Here is an 18,627-nt window from a genome sequence, read left to right as displayed (position 1 = left end):
CCGTAAAGCCACAGCCCTGAGGGGCAGTCGTCTTTGCAGGTGCCCATCCATGGAACGGATGGACGTGCAGATCGCGTCCAAACGCCTGGTTTTCACCGCCCTGTCGTCACGGTTTGACTATCGTTGACCGTGAACGGCGGACGCACGCGACGCTTCACCTAATAACAAAGCCCAAGCGGAGTACCACAGATGGCGTTCTTCACCGCAGCCAGCAAAGCCGACTTCCAGCATCAACTGCAAGCGGCCCTGGCGCAGCACATCAGCGAGCAGGCACTGCCACAAGTGGCGCTGTTCGCCGAACAGTTCTTCGGCATCATCTCTCTGGACGAACTCACCCAGCGCAGGCTTTCGGACCTGGCCGGTTGCACCCTCTCTGCCTGGCGCATCATCGAGCGCTTCGACCCCCAACACCCGCAGGTGCGGGTCTATAACCCCGATTACGAACGCCACGGCTGGCAATCGACCCACACCGTGGTCGAGGTGCTGCACCATGACCTGCCGTTCCTGGTCGACTCGGTGCGTACCGAACTCAACCGTCGCGGCTACAGCATCCACACCCTGCAGACCACCGTGCTCAGCGTGCGCCGCGGCGCCAAGGGCGAGCTGCTGGAGTTGCTGCCCAAGGGCACCCAGGGCGAGGGCGTGCGCCATGAATCGCTGATGTACCTGGAGATCGACCGCTGCTCCAGCGCTGCCGAGCTCACCACCCTGACGAAGGAAATCGAGCAGGTGCTGGCCGAGGTGCGGGTGGCTGTCGCCGACTTCGAGCCGATGAAGGCCAAGGTCCGCGACCTGGTGGAGTTGGTAGAGCAGACCGCATTCGGTCCGGCACAACATGACAAGGCCGAGGTGAAGAGCTTCCTGTCGTGGCTGCTGGACAACCATTTCACTTTCCTCGGTTACGAAGAGTTCGTGGTCGAGTCCGACGCCGATGGCGGCCACCTGGTCTATGACGAAAGTTCGTTCCTCGGCCTGACCCGCCTGCTGCGCGCAGGGCTGGGCGCCGATGACCTGCGCATCGAGGACTACGCCGTCGCCTACTTGCGCGCGCCTGAGCTGCTGTCGTTCGCCAAGGCCTCGCAGCCGAGCCGTGTGCACCGCCCGGCGTATCCGGACTACGTGTCGATCCGTCAGATCGACGCCGACGGCAAGGTCGTCAAGGAGTGCCGCTTCATGGGTCTGTACACCTCGTCGGTGTACGGCGAGAGCGTGCGTACCATTCCGTACATCCGTGGCAAGGTCGCTGAAGTCGAGCGCCGCTCGCACTTCGACGCCAAGGCCCACCTGGGCAAGGAGCTGGCCCAGGTGCTCGAGGTGCTGCCTCGTGACGATCTGTTCCAGACGCCAGTGGACGAGCTGTTCACCACGGTCATGTCGATCGTGCAGATCCAGGAGCGCAACAAGATCCGCGTGTTCCTGCGCAAGGACCCGTACGGCCGCTTCTGCTACTGCCTGGCCTATGTGCCGCGTGAAATCTACTCCACCGAGGTGCGCCAGAAGATTCAGCAGGTGCTGATGGAGCGCCTGAAGGCCAGCGACTGCGAGTTCTGGACGTTCTTCTCCGAGTCGGTGCTGGCGCGTGTTCAGCTCATCCTGCGCGTCGATCCGAAGAACCGCATCGACCTGGACCCCCAGCAGCTGGAAAACGAAGTCATCCAGGCCTGCCGTTCCTGGCAGGACGACTACTCCGCCCTGGTGGTGGAGAATTTCGGCGAGGCCCAAGGCACCAACATCCTGGCCGACTTCCCCAAAGGCTTCCCGGCCGGCTACCGCGAGCGCTTCGCTGCCCACTCGGCGGTCGTCGACATGCAGCATGTATTGGCGCTGTCCGAGAGCAAGCCGCTGGCGATGAGCTTCTACCAGCCGCTGACCCGTCTGGGCGACCGCCTGCTGCACTGCAAGCTCTACCACGCCGACACCCCGCTGGCGCTGTCGGATGTGCTGCCGATCCTGGAAAACCTGGGCCTGCGCGTGCTCGGCGAGTTCCCGTACCGCCTGCGCCATGCCAGTGGTCGCGAATACTGGATCCACGACTTCGCCTTCACCTACAGCGAAGGCCTGGACCTGGACATCCAACAGCTCAACGACATCCTGCAGGATGCCTTCATCCACATCGTCAAGGGCGACGCCGAGAACGACGCCTTCAACCGCCTGGTACTGACCGCCGGCCTGCCATGGCGTGACGTGGCGCTGCTGCGCGCCTACGCACGCTACCTCAAGCAGATCCGCCTGGGCTTCGACCTGGGTTATATCGCCAGCACCCTGAACAACCACACCGACATCGCCCGCGAGCTGACCCGGTTGTTCAAGACCCGCTTCTACCTGGCACGCAAGCTCACCGTCGAGGACCTGGACGACAAGCAGCAGCGCTTGGAGCAGGCCATTCTCACTGCGCTGGACGAGGTCCAGGTACTCAACGAAGACCGCATCCTGCGTCGCTACCTGGACCTGATCAAGGCCACCCTGCGCACCAACTTCTACCAGCCGGACGCCAACGGGCAGAACAAGTCGTACTTCAGCTTCAAGTTCAACCCCAAGCTGATCCCCGAGCTGCCCAAGCCGGTGCCGAAGTTCGAGATCTTCGTCTACTCGCCGCGGGTCGAGGGTGTGCACCTGCGCTTTGGCAACGTTGCCCGCGGTGGCCTGCGCTGGTCGGACCGTGAGGAAGACTTCCGTACCGAAGTGCTCGGCCTGGTCAAGGCCCAGCAGGTGAAGAACTCGGTGATCGTGCCGGTGGGAGCCAAAGGTGGTTTCCTGCCGCGCCGTCTGCCGTTGGGCGGTAGCCGCGACGAGATCCAGGCCGAGGGCATTGCCTGCTACCGGATCTTCATCTCGGGCTTGCTCGACATTACCGACAACCTCAAGGACGGCGGCGTGGTACCTCCGGCCAACGTGGTGCGTCACGATGACGACGACCCCTACCTGGTAGTGGCCGCGGACAAAGGCACCGCGACCTTCTCCGACATCGCCAACGGCATCGCCAACGACTACGGCTTCTGGCTGGGCGACGCCTTCGCCTCCGGTGGTTCGGCTGGCTACGACCATAAAGGCATGGGCATCACCGCTCGCGGCGCCTGGGTCGGCGTGCAGCGCCACTTCCGCGAACGCGGCATCAATGTGCAGGAAGACCCGATCACCGTGGTAGGTATCGGCGACATGGCCGGCGACGTGTTCGGCAACGGCCTGCTGATGTCGGACAAGCTCAAGCTGGTGGCGGCATTCAACCACCTGCACATCTTCATCGACCCGAATCCTGACCCAGCCACCAGCTTCGTCGAGCGCAAGCGCCTGTTCGAGCTGCCGCGTTCGGCCTGGAGCGACTACGACACCAGCATCATGTCCGAAGGCGGCGGGATCTTCCCGCGTAGCGCCAAGAGCATCGCCATCAGCCCGCAGATGAAGGAACGCTTCGCCATCGAAGCCGACCGCCTGACGCCGACCGAACTGCTGCACGCACTGCTGCAGGCCCCTGTGGATCTGCTGTGGAACGGTGGTATCGGCACCTACGTCAAGGCCAGCAGCGAAAGCCATGCCGATGTCGGCGACAAGGCCAACGACGCATTGCGGGTCAACGGCAATGAACTGCGCTGCAAGGTGGTGGGCGAGGGCGGCAACCTGGGCATGACCCAGCTTGGCCGGGTCGAGTTCGGCCTCAACGGCGGCGCGACCAACACCGACTTCATCGACAACGCCGGTGGCGTGGACTGCTCCGACCACGAGGTCAACATCAAGATCCTGCTCAACGAAGTGGTGCAGGGTGGCGACATGACCGAGAAGCAGCGTAACCAACTGCTCGGTAGCATGACCGACGAAGTCGCCTCGCTGGTGCTGGGCAACAACTACAAGCAGACCCAGGCCCTGTCCCTGGCGGCCCGCCGTGCCTTGGAGCGGATCGCCGAGTACAAGCGCCTGATGGCTGATCTGGAGTCGCGTGGCAAACTGGACCGGGCTATCGAGTTCCTGCCGTCCGAGGAGCAACTGGCCGAGCGTTTGGCCGCAGGCCAGGGCCTGACCCGCGCCGAGCTGTCGGTGCTGATTTCCTACAGCAAGATCGACCTCAAGGAGCAACTGCTCAAGTCGTTGGTGCCCGATGACGACTACCTGACCCGCGACATGGAGAACGCGTTCCCGCCGTCGCTGGTCACCAAGTTCGCTGACGCCATGCGCCGTCATCGCCTCAAGCGCGAAATCGTCAGCAACCAGATCGCCAACGACCTGGTCAACAACATGGGCATCACGTTCGTCCAGCGTCTGAAGGAATCCACCGGCATGAGCCCGGCCAACGTCGCCGGTGCCTATGTGATCGTTCGGGACATTTTCCACCTGCCGCACTGGTTCCGTCAGATCGAGGCGCTGGACTACCAAGTCCCGGCCGAGATTCAGCTGACCCTGATGGATGAGCTGATGCGCCTGGGGCGTCGCGCGACCCGCTGGTTCCTGCGCAGCCGCCGCAACGAGCAGGACGCCGGTCGCGATGTCGCGCACTTCGGGCCGAAGATCGCCCAATTGGGCCTGAAGCTCGATGAGCTGCTCGAAGGCCCGACCCGCGATCGCTGGCAGCAACGCTACCAGGGCTTCGTCGAAGCCGGGGTGCCGGAGTTGCTGGCGCGCATGGTCGCAGGCACCACCCACCTGTACACCCTGTTGCCGATCATCGAGGCCTCGGATGTCACCGGTCACGATCCGGCCCAGGTGGCCAAGGCGTTCTTCGCCGTGGGCAGCTCGCTGGACCTGACCTGGTATCTGCAGGAGATCAGCAACCTGCCGGTGGAGAACAACTGGCAGGCCCTGGCCCGCGAGGCGTTCCGCGACGACATCGACCTGCAACAGCGAGCGATCACCATCTCTGTGTTGCAGATGGCCGATGCACCGGAAGACATGGACGCCCGTGTCGCACTGTGGTGTGAACAGCACCGGGTGATGACGGAGCGCTGGCGCGCCATGCTCGATGACCTGCGCAACGCCACGGGCACCGACTACGCGATGTATGCGGTGGCCAACCGTGAGCTGGTCGACTTGGCCATGAGCGGGCAGGCGGCGGTGATACCGTCCTGAGCGTAAGCTGAAAACAAAAAGCCCCGGCAGCGATGCCGGGGCTTTTTTCATTGGGGCTGTCGAGATTCGTGACGGCGGCGGGGCACGTCTGCGGGAACGGATAGGCCCGCGAAACAAACGGCGCGGATGTTACTTGAAACGCCGCTCTACGCCCTTCTCGACCAGAATCTTCGCCGAGATTTCCTCCACCGAGAAATGCGTGGAGTTGATGTGCGGGATGTTCTCCCGGCGGAACAGGCTCTCCACCTCGCGCACCTCGAACTCGCACTGGGCGAAGCTCGAATAGCGGCTATTGGGCTTGCGCTCGTGGCGGATGGCGGTGAGGCGGTCGGGGTCGATGGTCAGGCCAAACAACTTGTGATGGTACTTTTTCAGTACCGCCGGCAATTGCAGGCGTTCCATGTCGTCTTCGGTCAGTGGGTAGTTGGCCGCACGGATGCCGAATTGCATGGCCATGTACAAACACGTCGGCGTCTTGCCACATCGCGACACGCCCACGAGGATCAGGTCAGCTTTGTCGTAATAATGGGTGCGCGCGCCATCGTCGTTATCCAAGGCGAAGTTGACTGCCTCGATGCGCTCCATGTAGTTGGAGTTGCCGCCAATCGAGTGGGACTTGCCCACGGAATACGACGAATGGGCGGTCAATTCCTGCTCGAGCGGGGATAAAAACGTCGAAAAGATGTCGATCATGAAGCCGTTCGACGTTGCCAGGATTTCCCGAATGTCCTGGTTGACGATGGTGTCGAAAATGATCGGCCGCATGCCGTCCCGTTCGGCGGCAGCATTGATTTGCTGCACCATGCTCCGGGCTTTGTCCGGGGTGTCGATGTAGGGGCGAGTGAATTTATTGAAAGGAATGCTTTCGAATTGTGCCAGCAGGCTTTGGCCCAGTGTTTCTGCAGTGATACCGGTACCGTCGGAGATGAAGAACGCGGATCGTTTCATTTGCACCCTGGGCCTTAAGCTGCCGAAGTTTTCTGGAGTATGATAGGTTCGGTTTGCCGAACGTGACTGTTCGGCATTCTCACTTATTTTCCAGGTCCAGGCCACAAGCGTCCGGCCAAGTCAGTGTGACAGGCGGCCGCCCTTGAGCTTTTCCAATACAGTTAGTGGAGAGATCACCTTGGTAGAGTACGTAGTTTCCCTCGATAAGCTCGGCGTCCATGATGTAGAGCATGTGGGGGGCAAGAACGCATCCCTGGGCGAGATGATCAGTAACCTCGCAGGTGCCGGCGTATCGGTGCCGGGCGGCTTTGCCACTACGGCTCAGGCGTACCGCGATTTTCTCGAGCAGAGTGGCCTGAACGACCGTATCCACGCAGCCCTGGACGCGTTGGACGTCGATGATGTCAACGCCCTGGCCAAGACCGGCGCGCAGATCCGCCAATGGGTAATGGAAGCCGAGTTCCCGGCGCGTCTGGATGCCGAAATCCGCACCGCCTTCGCCGAAATGTCCCAAGGCAACGACAACATGGCCGTGGCCGTGCGCTCCTCGGCCACCGCTGAAGACCTGCCGGACGCCTCCTTCGCCGGACAGCAGGAAACCTTCCTGAACATCCGTGGCGTGGACAACGTGATCCGCGCCGCCAAGGAGGTGTTCGCCTCCCTGTTCAACGACCGCGCCATCGCCTATCGCGTGCACCAGGGCTTCGACCACAAACTGGTCGCCCTGTCCGCCGGCGTGCAGCGCATGGTCCGTTCGGAAACCGGCACCGCCGGTGTGATGTTCACCCTCGACACCGAGTCGGGCTTCCGTGACGTGGTGTTCATCACCGGCGCCTACGGCCTGGGCGAAACCGTCGTACAGGGTGCGGTCAACCCTGACGAGTTCTACGTCCACAAGCAAACCCTGCAGGCCGGCCGCCCGGCCATCCTGCGCCGCAACCTGGGCAGCAAGGCCATCAAGATGATCTACGGCGACGAGGCCAAGGCCGGTCGTTCGGTCAAGACCGTCGATGTCGACCGTGCCGACCGCGCGCGCTTCTGCCTGACCGACGCCGAGGTCAGCGAGCTGGCCAAGCAGGCCATGATCATCGAGCAGCACTACCAGCGCCCGATGGACATCGAGTGGGCCAAGGACGGTGACGACGGCAAGCTGTACATCGTCCAGGCACGTCCCGAGACCGTGAAGAGCCGTTCCAGCGCCAATGTCATGGAGCGCTACCTGCTCAAGGAGAAGGGCACTGTCCTGGTGGAAGGTCGCGCCATCGGCCAGCGCATCGGCGCCGGCAAGGTTCGCGTGATCCACGACGTCTCCGAGATGGACAAGGTCCAGCCGGGCGACGTGCTGGTCTCGGACATGACCGACCCGGACTGGGAACCTGTCATGAAGCGCGCCAGCGCCATCGTCACCAACCGCGGCGGGCGCACCTGCCACGCGGCGATCATTGCCCGTGAACTGGGCATCCCGGCGGTCGTCGGTTGTGGCAATGCCACTCAAGTGCTCAAGGACGGCCAGGGCGTGACCGTCTCCTGCGCCGAAGGCGACACCGGCTTCATCTTCGAAGGTGAGCTGGGCTTCGACGTCAAGCAGAACTCGGTCGACGCCATGCCTGAGCTGCCGTTCAAGATCATGATGAACGTCGGCAACCCGGACCGCGCCTTCGACTTCGCCCAACTGCCGAACGCAGGCGTGGGCCTGGCGCGCCTGGAGTTCATCATCAACCGCATGATCGGCGTGCACCCCAAGGCGCTGCTCAACTACGCAGGCCTGCCGGCCGACCTCAAGGAAAGCGTCGACAAGCGCGTGGCCGGTTACTCCGACCCGGTCGGCTTCTATGTCGAGAAGCTGGTCGAGGGTATCAGCACCCTGGCCGCGGCGTTCTATCCGAAGAAGGTCATCGTGCGCCTTTCGGACTTCAAGTCCAACGAATACGCCAACCTGATCGGCGGCAAGCTGTACGAACCGGAAGAAGAGAACCCAATGCTGGGCTTCCGTGGCGCCTCGCGTTACATCAGCGAGTCGTTCCGTGACTGCTTCGAGCTCGAGTGCCGCGCCCTCAAGCGTGTGCGCGACGAAATGGGCCTGACCAATGTCGAGATCATGGTGCCATTCGTGCGCACCCTGGGCGAGGCGAGCCAGGTGGTCGATCTGCTGGCCGAAAACGGCCTGGGCCGTGGCGTCAATGGTCTGCGTGTGATCATGATGTGCGAACTGCCGTCCAACGCCTTGCTGGCCGATGAGTTCCTCGAGTACTTCGACGGCTTCTCCATCGGTTCCAACGACCTGACCCAGCTGACCCTGGGCCTGGACCGTGACTCCGGCATCATTGCCCACCTGTTCGACGAGCGTAACCCGGCAGTGAAGAAGCTGCTGGCCAACGCCATCGCCGCGTGCAACAAGGCCGGCAAGTACATCGGTATCTGTGGCCAGGGCCCTTCGGATCACCCAGACCTGGCCAAGTGGCTGATGGAGCATGGCATCGAGAGCGTATCGCTGAACCCAGACTCGGTGCTCGAGACCTGGTTCTTCCTGGCCGAGGATCAGGGCGCGGCATGATGCAATGAACGCGGGAGCGCTTCACGGCGCTCCTGCCTGGTTTCTTCCAGGGCGAGTTCCAGCGATGGATCCCGCCCTTTTTTGTGCAATCGACCTATGCAAAGCAGCAGTACCCTGTTTCCCGTGGCCTTGCTCAGCGCCGAGCGCCGGGGTGATCTGAGCGAGGATGTGTACCGGATCAAGGCCGGCAACAGCCCCGACCCCAGCGTCGAGTTGGCCGTTACACGCCTGGGGCTGGCCGACCAGGCCGTAGCCCAAGGCGTGCCGGTGATTCTCCTGCACGGCAGCTTCTCCAATCGCCGCTTCTGGTATTCGCCCAAGGGCGTCGGCCTAGGCGCCTTTCTGGCGCGCGCCGGGTTCGATGTGTGGATTCCGGAAATGCGCGGCCATGGACTTTCTCCCCGCAACCGCCACTGGCGTCACAACCGGGTGGCCGACTATGCCCGCTTCGATTTGCCGGTGATCGGCGCATTCATCCAGGAGCAGGCCGGCCAGGCGCCGCACTGGATCGGCCACTCCCTGGGCGGCACCATCCTCGCCGCAGCCCTGGGCGGCGCGTACTTGGCAGCCGAGCAGGTGGCCAGCGCGGCGTTCTTCGGTACCCAGGTCAGTCGGGTCTATTGGCCGTTGAAGGTTCCGCCTGTGGCTTGGAGCGCGCGTTTGCTGCTCAAGCGTCTAGGTCAGCTGTCCGGGTCGCGGCTCAAACGTGGGCCGGAGGACGAGCCGATCGGTCTGGCCTTGGAGACCCTGGGCTGGCACGGCCTGTTCGGGCGTTTCGGCGATAAGCAGGACGACTGGTGGGCGGGGCTGGCGACCGTGAACGTGCCGGTGCTGGCAGTGGCCGGTGCGGCAGATTACCAGGACCCGGTCTGGGCCTGCCGCAAGTTGTTCGAGCAGTTGGGTGGCCAGCGCAAGCAGTTTTTACGGCTTGGCGCGGAAGAAGGCTTCGACGCATTCGGGCATGTGGACATGTTGGTTAGCAAGGCGGCCCAGGTGCAGGTATGGCCACTGGTGGAGCGCTGGCTGAGGGCCCCTGAATCACCGTTGCCGGGGGCTACGGTGGCCGCCGAATCCGCCGAAGAGCAGTAGCGGCTGACTGAGTAGTCTCGGATGACTGCAAGGCCCTCCCCGGTGTAGCCTTGCTCAAATCCCGCTTTCGTTGTGACTGACAGGAGTTTGCCATGCAGCATTACGTAACGCCCGACTTGTGCGACGCCTACCCGGACCTGGTCCAGGTCCTGGAGCCCATGTTCAGCAACTTCGGTGGCCGCGATTCCTTTGGTGGCCAGATCGTCACGATCAAATGCTTCGAGGACAACTCGCTGGTCAAGGAGCAGGTCGAGCTCGATGGCAAGGGTAAGGTCCTGGTGGTGGACGGCGGTGGTTCGCTGCGCCGCGCGCTTCTGGGTGACATGCTGGCCGAAAAGGCGGCCAAGAACGGCTGGGAAGGCCTGGTGATCTATGGCTGTGTGCGTGACGTGGACGTGCTGGTGCAGACCGACGTCGGTGTCCAGGCCCTGGCCAGTCACCCGATGAAGACCGACAAGCGCGGTATTGGCGATCTCAACGTGGCCGTGACCTTCGCTGGGGTGACCTTCCGTCCGGGCGAATATGTGTATGCCGACAACAATGGCGTGATCGTCTCGCCAAGCCCGTTGAAAATGCCGGAGTGATGCGCCGCGCGCGCTGATGGAGCAGGAATGTTCGAGGAAGACAACGCGCAGTGGGGGCTGGTCCATGCCCTGGTGCTCGATGGTAAAGGCGGTGCGCGCTCGATTGCCCGGACAGCGCTGGATGCGCTCCAGTTGCAACCAGAGGAAAGCCTTTGGTTGCACTGGGATCGCAGCCATCCCCAGACGCGTACCTGGTTGCTCCAGGAGAGCGGCCTGAGCACCTTCGCCTGCGACTTGCTGCTGGAAGAGAACACGCGTCCGCGTCTGTTGCCCTTGGCCAACGAGCAGATGCTTTTGTTTTTGCGGGGCGTGAATCTCAATCCCGGCGCCGAGCCCGAAGACATGGTCTCGGTGCGGATCTTCGCCGAGGCCCGGCGAGTGATATCGTTGCGCCTGCGACCTTTGCGCGCCAGTGATGAAGTGCTTCAGCAATTGGACGAGGGCAGGGGGCCGAAGTCGGCCTCCGAGCTGTTGCTGCTGATGGGGGAGCTGCTTACCGAGAAGGTCCAGGCGTTGGTTAGCGACCTGTCGGAAGTGGTCGATCTCGAAGAAGAGAAGGTGGAAACCGATGAACGGTATTCGCCGGTGCAAGGCAGCCTGCAACAGATCCGCCGTCGTGCTGCTGGGCTACGGCGTTTTCTCGCCCCACAGCGGGAACTCTATGCGCAACTTTCGCGCAACAAGTGGAGCTGGTTCGGCGAAGGGGATGCCGACTACTGGAACGAGCTGAACAACAGCCTGATCCGCTATCTCGAAGAGCTCGAGCTGACCCGCGAGCGGGCCGCTCTGGTGCTGGAAAGCGAGGATCGACGGCGCAGTGAGCGGATGAACCGGACCATGTACCGCTTCGGCATCATCACCTGCATTTTCCTGCCGATGAGCTTCGTCACCGGGCTGCTGGGCATCAATGTCGGCGGCATTCCGGGCGCCGAGAGCCCGTATGGCTTCCTGTTCGCCTGCGCCGTGGTGCTGGGGTTGGCGGCGGGGCAATGGTGGCTGTTCCGACGGTTACGCTGGGTATGATGGGCTGTCCGGCCGGGGGATGCATGAGGCATTTTGAAACATCCGTCCCACATTCATGTGTGACCCGTAGTCCCGAGCCCTCGTCTTTGACAGACATTGCGCGAGGTGCCTATGCACGATCCGTTTGAAGAATCCTTGCGCGACCTGCTCAAGGCATCGCCGTCCGGCCAGGACCGAGACGATGCCGCATGCCTGGGTCGCGTCCTCAAGACCGCCAACCGCCAGGTCGGCGCGGGCGATCTGTTCAGCTTGCTGGGGCGCTGGAGCCAGGCGCTGATGATCGCTGTGAACAATGGCTCGGCGCATGTCGCGCCGGTGCGTCGCAACCCTGCCGCTGGCAGAAAAGCAGATAAGGCCGATTGAATATGGAACTCGATCTCTGGACCCAGAGCCTGGTCACCGCCATGACCGCCCTTTGGACCAAGGTGGCGAACTTCATCCCGAACCTGTTCGGCGCCCTGGTCGTGGTGTTGCTCGGCTTCGTGGTAGCCAAGCTGCTCGATACGTTGTTGTCCAAACTGCTGGCCAAGTTCGGCCTGGACCGCCTGATGAGCGGTACCGGTCTGACCAAGATGCTCAGCCGGGTGGGCATCCAGGTCCCGATTTCTACCTTGATCGGCAAGATCGTCTATTGGTTCGTGTTGCTGATTTTCCTGGTTTCGGCCGCCGAGTCCTTGGGCCTTGAGCGTGTCTCGGCCACCTTGGACATGCTCGCCCTCTACCTGCCCAAGGTATTTGGCGCAGCTCTAGTGCTGCTGGCTGGCGTGCTGTTGGCGCAGTTGGCCAATGGCTTGGTACGTGGCGCTGCCGAAGGCGTCGGTCTGGAGTATGCCGCAGGCGTCGGGCGTATCGCCCAAGGCCTGGTGATTATCATCAGCATCTCGGTTGCGATCAGCCAGTTGGAGGTCAAGACCGATCTGCTCAACCATGTCATCGTCATCGGCCTGATTACCGTTGGTCTGGCCGTTGCGTTGGCGATGGGGCTGGGCAGCCGGGAAATTGCCGGGCAAATACTGGCAGGCATCTACGTGCGCGAACTCTATCAAGTGGGCCAGCAGGTGCGGATTGGAGAGGTTGAAGGGCATATCGAGGAGATCGGTACGGTCAAGACGACCCTGCTGACCGATGATGGCGAATTGGTGTCGCTTTCAAATCGAGAATTGCTCGAACAGCGAGTCAATAGCCGCTAACCGCACAAAAGCTGTTAATGTATGCCGCCGCGAAAACGGCCCAAGGGGGCCGCGCGGCGACATTGACCTGACTGTCGGCCAGATCCGTTTTGAATAAAGTTCACTCGCCGCCCATGCGCTATGACCCCCGTGAGCTCACCGATGAGGAGTTGGTGGCGCGTTCGCATGAGGAGCTGTATCACGTAACGCGCGCCTATGAAGAACTCATGCGGCGCTATCAGCGGACCCTTTTCAACGTCTGCGCGCGTTATCTGGGGAACGACCGGGATGCCGACGATGTCTGCCAGGAAGTGATGCTCAAGGTGCTCTACGGTCTGAAGAACTTCGAGGGTAAGTCCAAGTTCAAGACCTGGCTCTACAGCATCACCTACAACGAATGCATTACCCAGTACCGCAAGGAGCGTCGCAAGCGACGGTTGATGGATGCCTTGAGTCTGGACCCTGTTGAAGAGGCGTCCGAAGAGAAGGCACCCAAGGCCGAAGAGAAGGGCGGACTGGACAGATGGCTGGTGCATGTGAACCCGATCGACCGGGAAATCCTAGTGCTTCGATTTGTCGCAGAGCTGGAATTTCAGGAGATCGCCGACATCATGCACATGGGCCTGAGCGCCACGAAAATGCGCTACAAGCGTGCGCTCGACAAGCTTAGAGAGAAATTTACGGGGCTGGCTGAAACTTAGCACCGCGTAAATATCTCTAACCAACCGGCAAGTTCTGCTAGACTTGCCGTCGAGTTGTCCCCCGGATGTTGGTGGGACTGCTTAACTATCACCAGATGGGGATTTAACGGATGAAATTGAAAAACACCTTGGGCTTGGCCATTGGTTCGCTTGTAGCCGCCACTTCGTTTGGCGCTCTGGCACAAGGTCAAGGCGCCGTCGAGACCGAACTCTTCTACAAGAAAGAGTTCTTCGACAGCCAGCGCGACTTCAAGAACGACGGCAACCTGTTCGGTGGCTCGATCGGTTACTTCCTGACCGACGACGTCGAACTGCGTCTGGGCTATGACGAAGTTCACAACGCTCGTGGCGAAGACGGTAAGAACATCAAGGGCTCCAACACTGCCCTGGACGCCGTTTACCACTTCAACAACCCGTACGACGCCATCCGTCCGTACGTTTCGGCTGGTTTCTCGCACCAGAGCCTGGGCCAGACCGGCCGTGGTGGTCGTAACCACTCCACCTTCGCCAACGTTGGCGCTGGCGCCAAGTGGTACATCACTGACATGTTCTACGCCCGTGCTGGCGTTGAAGCTCAGTACAACATCGACCAGGGCGACACCGAGTGGGCTCCTAGCGTCGGTATCGGCATGAACTTCGGCGGTAGCCCGAAGCAAGCTGAAGCTGCTCCGGCTCCTGTTGCTGAAGTCTGCTCCGACAGCGACAACGACGGCGTTTGCGACAACGTCGACAAGTGCCCTGACACCCCGGCCAACGTTACCGTTGACGCCGACGGCTGCCCGGCTGTTGCCGAAGTCGTACGTGTTGAGCTGGACGTCAAGTTCGACTTCGACAAGTCGGTCGTCAAGCCAAACAGCTACGGTGACATCAAGAACCTGGCTGACTTCATGAAGCAGTACCCACAGACCACCACCACCGTTGAAGGTCACACCGACTCCGTTGGTCCAGACGCTTACAACCAGAAGCTGTCCGAGCGTCGCGCCAATGCTGTCAAGCAGGTCCTGACCCAGCAGTACGGTGTTGAATCCAGCCGTATCGACTCGGTTGGCTACGGTGAGACCCGTCCGGTTGCTGATAACGCCACCGAAGAAGGCCGCGCCATCAACCGTCGCGTTGAAGCTCAGGTCGAAGCCCAGGCCAAGTAATTTGGTTTGATGCTTCATGAAAAACCCGGCCTCGGCCGGGTTTTTCTTTTTTCGGGGGACGCCCGGTGAGGGTCCCAGGAGAATTGCTGCACGCCTGTTTTCCAGGGATTCTCGTCCGCTTAGGGCACGCGATGTGGAACTGACAAGCAACCCATGAGCCTAGAGCCCTGTCGTCCGAGCCGCGCGGTGGCTATAATCGCCCCCTCACTCACCGCGAGTCTTGCCCGCCCATGTATACCCTGGCCCGCCAGCTGTTGTTCAAGCTTTCCCCGGAAACCTCCCACGACCTCTCCCTAGACCTGATCGGCGCCGGTGGCCGCCTCGGTCTCAATGGCCTGCTGTGCAAGCAGCCGGCGGCGCTGCCGGTGACAGTCATGGGCTTGAACTTTGCCAATCCGGTGGGCCTTGCCGCAGGTCTGGACAAGAACGGCGCCGCCATCGACGGCTTCGCCCAGCTCGGTTTCGGCTTTGTCGAAATCGGTACCGTGACGCCACGCCCGCAGCCTGGCAACCCCAAGCCGAGACTGTTCCGGCTGCCAGAGGCCACTGCGATCATCAATCGCATGGGCTTCAACAACCTGGGTGTCGATCATTTGCTGACGCGGGTACGTGCGTCGCGCTTCGACGGCGTGCTGGGCATCAATATCGGCAAGAACTTCGATACCCCGGTCGAGCGCGCGGTGGATGACTATCTGATCTGCCTGGAAAAGGTCTATACAGCCGCCAGCTATATCACCGTCAACGTCAGTTCGCCCAATACCCCAGGTCTGCGTACCCTGCAGTTCGGCGACTCGCTCAAGCAACTGCTCCAGGCGCTGGCCGTGCGCCGCGAACAACTGGCCAGTGAGCATGGCAAGCGTGTGCCGCTGGCGATCAAGATCGCCCCGGACATGACTGATGAAGAAACCGCCATGGTGGCCTCTGCGTTGCTCGAGACAGGCATGGACGCAGTGATCGCGACCAATACCACCCTGAGCCGCGAAGGTGTCCAAGGCCTGCCGTACGGTGAAGAGGCGGGCGGGCTGTCCGGCGCGCCAGTGCTCGAAAAAAGCACCCACACCGTGAAAGTTCTGGCAGGCGAGCTGGCCGGTAAGTTGCCGATCATCGCCGCAGGCGGTATCACCGAGGGGCGTCATGCAGCCGAGAAGATCGCTGCCGGCGCGAGCCTGGTGCAGATTTACTCGGGCTTCATTTATAAAGGGCCGGCGCTGATCCGTGAGGCAGTGGACGCGATTGCTGCCATGCCACGTCCGTAAAAAGGCAGGCATAAAAAAGGGCCCCTTGAAGGGGCCCCTGGGCCTCAGCCCGCCGCCCGGATAGGGCGCGCATGGTGACTCGAATTCAGTGTCCTCGTCTCAGCCAACGGCGTGATTTTCGTTGAGTCTCTGGATGCCTGCGGTGCCGGTCATACCATCCCAGTTATCGCCCCGGCCCTCCCGCCAGCCATTGATCCAGGCTTGACGAACGGATGGCAGATTGAAGGGGCAAAGTTCGCGGGATTTGCCGGTAACCCCGTATTGGTAGCCACGTGAATATGCTCTTTCCAACGGATCACGCTTAAGTCTTCTCATAGGGTGTTGCCCTCACTTGTTGACTGTAATGTCCCGTCGGCCTCTCCGAGGCCGGGCAGAATCGTTCTGCCGGTGTGCGCTCGCTGCCGGCGTGGCGAGCAGAAAGTGTTGCCTCGTTGCGAGACAACCTGAGACCAGTTCTAACCAAAGCGGGTCACAGTGTGAATGATCGATTTGTCATAAGGACGTAACGTTTCATAGGGTCAAAGGATAAGTAAATAATTGCGACTCAACGTGATTTGTCCTTAAGCCCGCTATGATCAGGGTTTAATGCCCTTTGCAGTCATCTGGCCAGCGTCGTGGTCGGGTGTGCAGTAATAATTTGAAATGCGACGAAGGGTCACATGCGTGGCCGCGTTGCTGGAAATTTTCATACTGCCTGACGATCTAACCCACTTTCGCAGGGTGCGAAGGGGCTTGTCGTTCAGGTGGCCCGGCTTTCCCGGACTGCGGGCAAGGCCACCCGGACGCCTGCTGGAGGGGCGTGCGGGCAAACATCGGCGGGACGATGCGTCGGCCCGTCACTCAATCAGCCCAAGGCTCTGGATTGCTCATGTCGGACCGTTTCGAACTTTATCTCACTTGCCCCAAAGGTCTTGAAGGCCTGCTCGCCGAGGAGGCCCGTAGCCTGGGCCTGGATGATGTGCGGGAGCACACCTCTGCCATCCGTGGCTCGGCCGACATGGAAACCGCTTACCGCCTGTGCCTGTGGTCGCGTCTGGCCAACCGCGTGTTGTTGGTGCTCAAGCGCTTCGGCATGAAAAACGCCGATGAGCTCTACGACGGCGTGCATGGGGTCGAGTGGCAAGATCACTTGGCTGCTGACGGCACCTTGGCCGTGGAATTCAGTGGTCATGGCTCCGGAATCGACAACACCCATTTCGGTGCCCTTAAGGTCAAGGACGCGATCGTCGACAAGCTACGCAACCGCGAAGGACAGCGCCCGTCCGTGGACAAGATTGATCCTGACGTGCGTGTGCATCTGCGCCTGGATCGTGGCGAGGCGATCCTCTCCCTGGACTTGTCCGGACACAGCCTGCATCAACGCGGTTACCGTCTGCAGCAAGGTGCTGCGCCCTTGAAGGAGAACCTGGCGGCGGCGGTGCTGATCCGAGCCGGCTGGCCACGCATCGCCGCCGAAGGCGGCGCGTTGGCCGACCCGATGTGCGGTGTGGGCACGTTCCTGGTAGAAGCCGCGATGATCGCCGCGGATATCGCGCCCAACCTCAAGCGTGAGCGGTGGGGCTTCACGGCCTGGCTTGGCCATGTGCCGGCGTTGTGGCGCAAAGTTCACGAGCAAGCCCAGGCCCGCGCCCAGGCGGGTCTGGCCAAGCCTGCACTGTGGATCCGCGGCTATGAGGCCGATCCGCGGCTGATCCAGCCGGGGCGTAACAACGTCGAGCGCGCAGGTCTGGGCGACTGGGTGAAGATCTATCAGGGCGAAGTCGGCAGTTTCGAACCGCGTCCGGACCAGAACCAGAAAGGCCTGGTCATCAGCAACCCACCCTACGGTGAGCGTCTGGGTGACGAAGCCAGCCTGCTGTACCTCTACCAAAACCTTGGGGAGCGTTTGCGTCAAGCCTGCCTGGGCTGGGAGGCGGCAGTGTTCACTGGCGCCCCCGAGCTGGGCAAGCGCATGGGTATTCGCAGCCACAAGCAGTACGCCTTCTGGAACGGCGCCTTGCCGTGCAAGCTGCTGCTATTCAAGGTTCAGCCCGACCAGTTCGTTACCGGCGAGCGTCGCCCGGCCGAGCCGGATGCAGGCGCTGCGCAGCGTCCGGCAGCCGTGGCCAGTGAACCGGCGCGCCTGTCCGAAGGCGCGCAAATGTTCGCCAATCGCCTGCAGAAGAACCTCAAGCAGTTGGGCAAGTGGGCCCGTCGCGAGCAGGTCGATTGCTACCGCTTGTATGACGCCGACATGCCCGAATATGCCCTGGCGGTGGACCTTTACCAAGACTGGGTGCACGTGCAGGAGTATGCCGCGCCACGCTCTGTCGATCCGGACAAGGCTCAAGCGCGTCTGCTCGATGCCTTGGCCGCCATCCCGCAGGCCCTGGGTATCGACCCACAGCGTGTGGTGCTCAAGCGCCGGGAGCGCCAGAGTGGGACGCGTCAGTACGAGCGCCAAGGTGCCGAAGGCCGCTTCCAGGAGGTGAACGAAGGGGGTGTAAAGCTGCTGGTGAACCTCACGGACTATCTGGACACCGGCTTGTTCCTCGACCATCGTCCGATTCGTCTGCGCATCCAGCGCGAGGCGTCGGGCAAGCGCTTCCTCAATCTGTTCTGCTATACCGCGACGGCCACGGTGCACGCCGCCAAGGGCGGGGCCCGCAGCACCACCAGTGTCGATTTGTCCAAGACCTATCTGGACTGGGCGCGTCGCAACCTGGCGCTCAACGGTTTTTCGGACCGCCATCGCCTGGAGCAGGGCGACGTGATGGCCTGGCTGGAAGGCAACCGGGACAGCTACGACCTGATCTTCATCGACCCGCCGACCTTCTCCAATTCCAAGCGCATGGAAGGGGTGTTCGATGTGCAGCGCGATCATGTGCAGTTGCTGGACTTGGCCATGGCACGCCTGGCGCCAGGCGGGGTGCTGTACTTCTCCAACAACTTCCGCAAATTCCAGCTCGATCCGAGTCTGGTCGAGCGATATGCCGTCGAGGAGATCAGTCATCAGACCCTGGATCCTGATTTCGCGCGCAACAATCGAATCCACCGGGCGTGGCGCATTCAGGCGCGATAAGCGGCGTGTATGAGGTTGCGTGGCTAGTGGCCAATAGCTATA

13 protein-coding genes are annotated in these 18,627 nt (G+C 61.9%); 11 read left to right on the top strand and 2 right to left on the bottom strand.

Features of this window, described 5'->3' with window-relative positions; all coding sequences use genetic code 11:
- Nucleotides 1-189: 189 nt before the first annotated feature.
- The gene (locus tag DQ397_RS04650; protein ID WP_043206752.1) at nt 190-5,055 is read left to right on the top strand and encodes an NAD-glutamate dehydrogenase; all 4,866 of its coding nucleotides are present in this window, start codon (nt 190-192) and stop codon (nt 5,053-5,055) included.
- Between the two features lie 129 nt (nt 5,056-5,184).
- Here DQ397_RS04650 and DQ397_RS04645 read toward each other — a convergent pair whose 3' ends face one another.
- Entirely contained in the window at nt 5,185-6,003 is an 819-nt protein-coding gene (locus DQ397_RS04645) for a pyruvate, water dikinase regulatory protein (protein WP_043206750.1), read from the bottom strand.
- A gap of 178 nt (nt 6,004-6,181) precedes the next feature.
- On the opposite strand from DQ397_RS04645, the gene ppsA reads away from it, so the two are divergent.
- The 9 genes from ppsA (at nt 6,182) to DQ397_RS04595 (ending at nt 15,524) form a co-directional block, all read left to right on the top strand.
- On the top strand, nt 6,182-8,557 hold the full coding sequence (ppsA, locus tag DQ397_RS04635; RefSeq protein WP_043206748.1) for a phosphoenolpyruvate synthase: 2,376 nt from the start codon (nt 6,182-6,184) through the stop codon (nt 8,555-8,557).
- A gap of 96 nt (nt 8,558-8,653) precedes the next feature.
- Complete coding sequence (locus DQ397_RS04630; RefSeq protein WP_043206746.1) at nt 8,654-9,646, top strand: alpha/beta fold hydrolase; 993 nt, start codon at nt 8,654-8,656, stop codon at nt 9,644-9,646.
- 92 nt (nt 9,647-9,738) lie between these two features.
- The gene (rraA, locus tag DQ397_RS04625) at nt 9,739-10,230 is read left to right on the top strand and encodes a ribonuclease E activity regulator RraA (RefSeq protein ID WP_043206744.1); all 492 of its coding nucleotides are present in this window, start codon (nt 9,739-9,741) and stop codon (nt 10,228-10,230) included.
- A 27-nt stretch (nt 10,231-10,257) separates the two neighbouring features.
- A complete protein-coding gene (locus DQ397_RS04620) occupies nt 10,258-11,253 on the top strand; it encodes a zinc transporter ZntB (RefSeq protein WP_043206743.1) in 996 nt (331 codons plus the stop codon).
- Nucleotides 11,254-11,364: 111 nt separating this feature from the next.
- The gene (locus tag DQ397_RS04615; protein WP_043206741.1) at nt 11,365-11,616 is read left to right on the top strand and encodes a hypothetical protein; all 252 of its coding nucleotides are present in this window, start codon (nt 11,365-11,367) and stop codon (nt 11,614-11,616) included.
- Between the two features lie 2 nt (nt 11,617-11,618).
- Complete coding sequence (locus tag DQ397_RS04610; RefSeq protein WP_043206740.1) at nt 11,619-12,443, top strand: mechanosensitive ion channel domain-containing protein; 825 nt, start codon at nt 11,619-11,621, stop codon at nt 12,441-12,443.
- 113 nt (nt 12,444-12,556) lie between these two features.
- Nucleotides 12,557-13,123 carry an RNA polymerase sigma factor SigX gene (sigX, locus tag DQ397_RS04605; RefSeq protein WP_043206738.1) on the top strand — a complete coding sequence of 189 codons (567 nt, stop codon included), beginning with the start codon at nt 12,557-12,559 and terminating at the stop codon, nt 13,121-13,123.
- Nucleotides 13,124-13,233: 110 nt separating this feature from the next.
- The gene (locus DQ397_RS04600; RefSeq protein ID WP_043206737.1) at nt 13,234-14,268 is read left to right on the top strand and encodes an OmpA family protein; all 1,035 of its coding nucleotides are present in this window, start codon (nt 13,234-13,236) and stop codon (nt 14,266-14,268) included.
- A gap of 230 nt (nt 14,269-14,498) precedes the next feature.
- Nucleotides 14,499-15,524, top strand: a complete 1,026-nt coding sequence (locus DQ397_RS04595) for a quinone-dependent dihydroorotate dehydrogenase (RefSeq protein WP_043206735.1) — start codon at nt 14,499-14,501, stop codon at nt 15,522-15,524.
- A gap of 99 nt (nt 15,525-15,623) precedes the next feature.
- Here DQ397_RS04595 and rmf read toward each other — a convergent pair whose 3' ends face one another.
- Nucleotides 15,624-15,839, bottom strand: coding sequence for a ribosome modulation factor (gene rmf, locus DQ397_RS04590; protein WP_080642046.1), 216 nt, complete (start codon nt 15,837-15,839; stop codon nt 15,624-15,626).
- Between the two features lie 553 nt (nt 15,840-16,392).
- On the opposite strand from rmf, the gene rlmKL reads away from it, so the two are divergent.
- Complete coding sequence (gene rlmKL / locus DQ397_RS04585; protein WP_090343852.1) at nt 16,393-18,585, top strand: bifunctional 23S rRNA (guanine(2069)-N(7))-methyltransferase RlmK/23S rRNA (guanine(2445)-N(2))-methyltransferase RlmL; 2,193 nt, start codon at nt 16,393-16,395, stop codon at nt 18,583-18,585.
- Nucleotides 18,586-18,627 lie beyond the last annotated feature (42 nt).

The sequence above is a fragment of the Pseudomonas sp. CK-NBRI-02 genome (assembly GCF_008124495.1).
Lineage (GTDB): Bacteria > Pseudomonadota > Gammaproteobacteria > Pseudomonadales > Pseudomonadaceae > Aquipseudomonas > Aquipseudomonas guariconensis.
Note: the sequence above shows the minus strand (reverse complement) of the source record. Positions and strands in the feature narration are given on the sequence as shown.

Excerpts from the sequence above, each read along its gene's own strand:
- DQ397_RS04650 (WP_043206752.1), top strand. The coding sequence starts at position 190 with ATGGCGTTCTTCACCGCAGCCAGCAAAGCCGACTTCCAGCATCAACTG.
- DQ397_RS04645 (WP_043206750.1), bottom strand. The coding sequence starts at position 6,003 with ATGAAACGATCCGCGTTCTTCATCTCCGACGGTACCGGTATCACTGCA.
- DQ397_RS04630 (WP_043206746.1), top strand. The coding sequence starts at position 8,654 with ATGCAAAGCAGCAGTACCCTGTTTCCCGTGGCCTTGCTCAGCGCCGAG.
- rraA (WP_043206744.1), top strand. The coding sequence starts at position 9,739 with ATGCAGCATTACGTAACGCCCGACTTGTGCGACGCCTACCCGGACCTG.
- DQ397_RS04620 (WP_043206743.1), top strand. The coding sequence starts at position 10,258 with ATGTTCGAGGAAGACAACGCGCAGTGGGGGCTGGTCCATGCCCTGGTG.
- DQ397_RS04615 (WP_043206741.1), top strand. The coding sequence starts at position 11,365 with ATGCACGATCCGTTTGAAGAATCCTTGCGCGACCTGCTCAAGGCATCG.
- DQ397_RS04610 (WP_043206740.1), top strand. The coding sequence starts at position 11,619 with ATGGAACTCGATCTCTGGACCCAGAGCCTGGTCACCGCCATGACCGCC.
- sigX (WP_043206738.1), top strand. The coding sequence starts at position 12,557 with ATGCGCTATGACCCCCGTGAGCTCACCGATGAGGAGTTGGTGGCGCGT.
- DQ397_RS04600 (WP_043206737.1), top strand. The coding sequence starts at position 13,234 with ATGAAATTGAAAAACACCTTGGGCTTGGCCATTGGTTCGCTTGTAGCC.
- DQ397_RS04595 (WP_043206735.1), top strand. The coding sequence starts at position 14,499 with ATGTATACCCTGGCCCGCCAGCTGTTGTTCAAGCTTTCCCCGGAAACC.
- rmf (WP_080642046.1), bottom strand. The coding sequence starts at position 15,839 with ATGAGAAGACTTAAGCGTGATCCGTTGGAAAGAGCATATTCACGTGGC.
- rlmKL (WP_090343852.1), top strand. The coding sequence starts at position 16,393 with ATGTCGGACCGTTTCGAACTTTATCTCACTTGCCCCAAAGGTCTTGAA.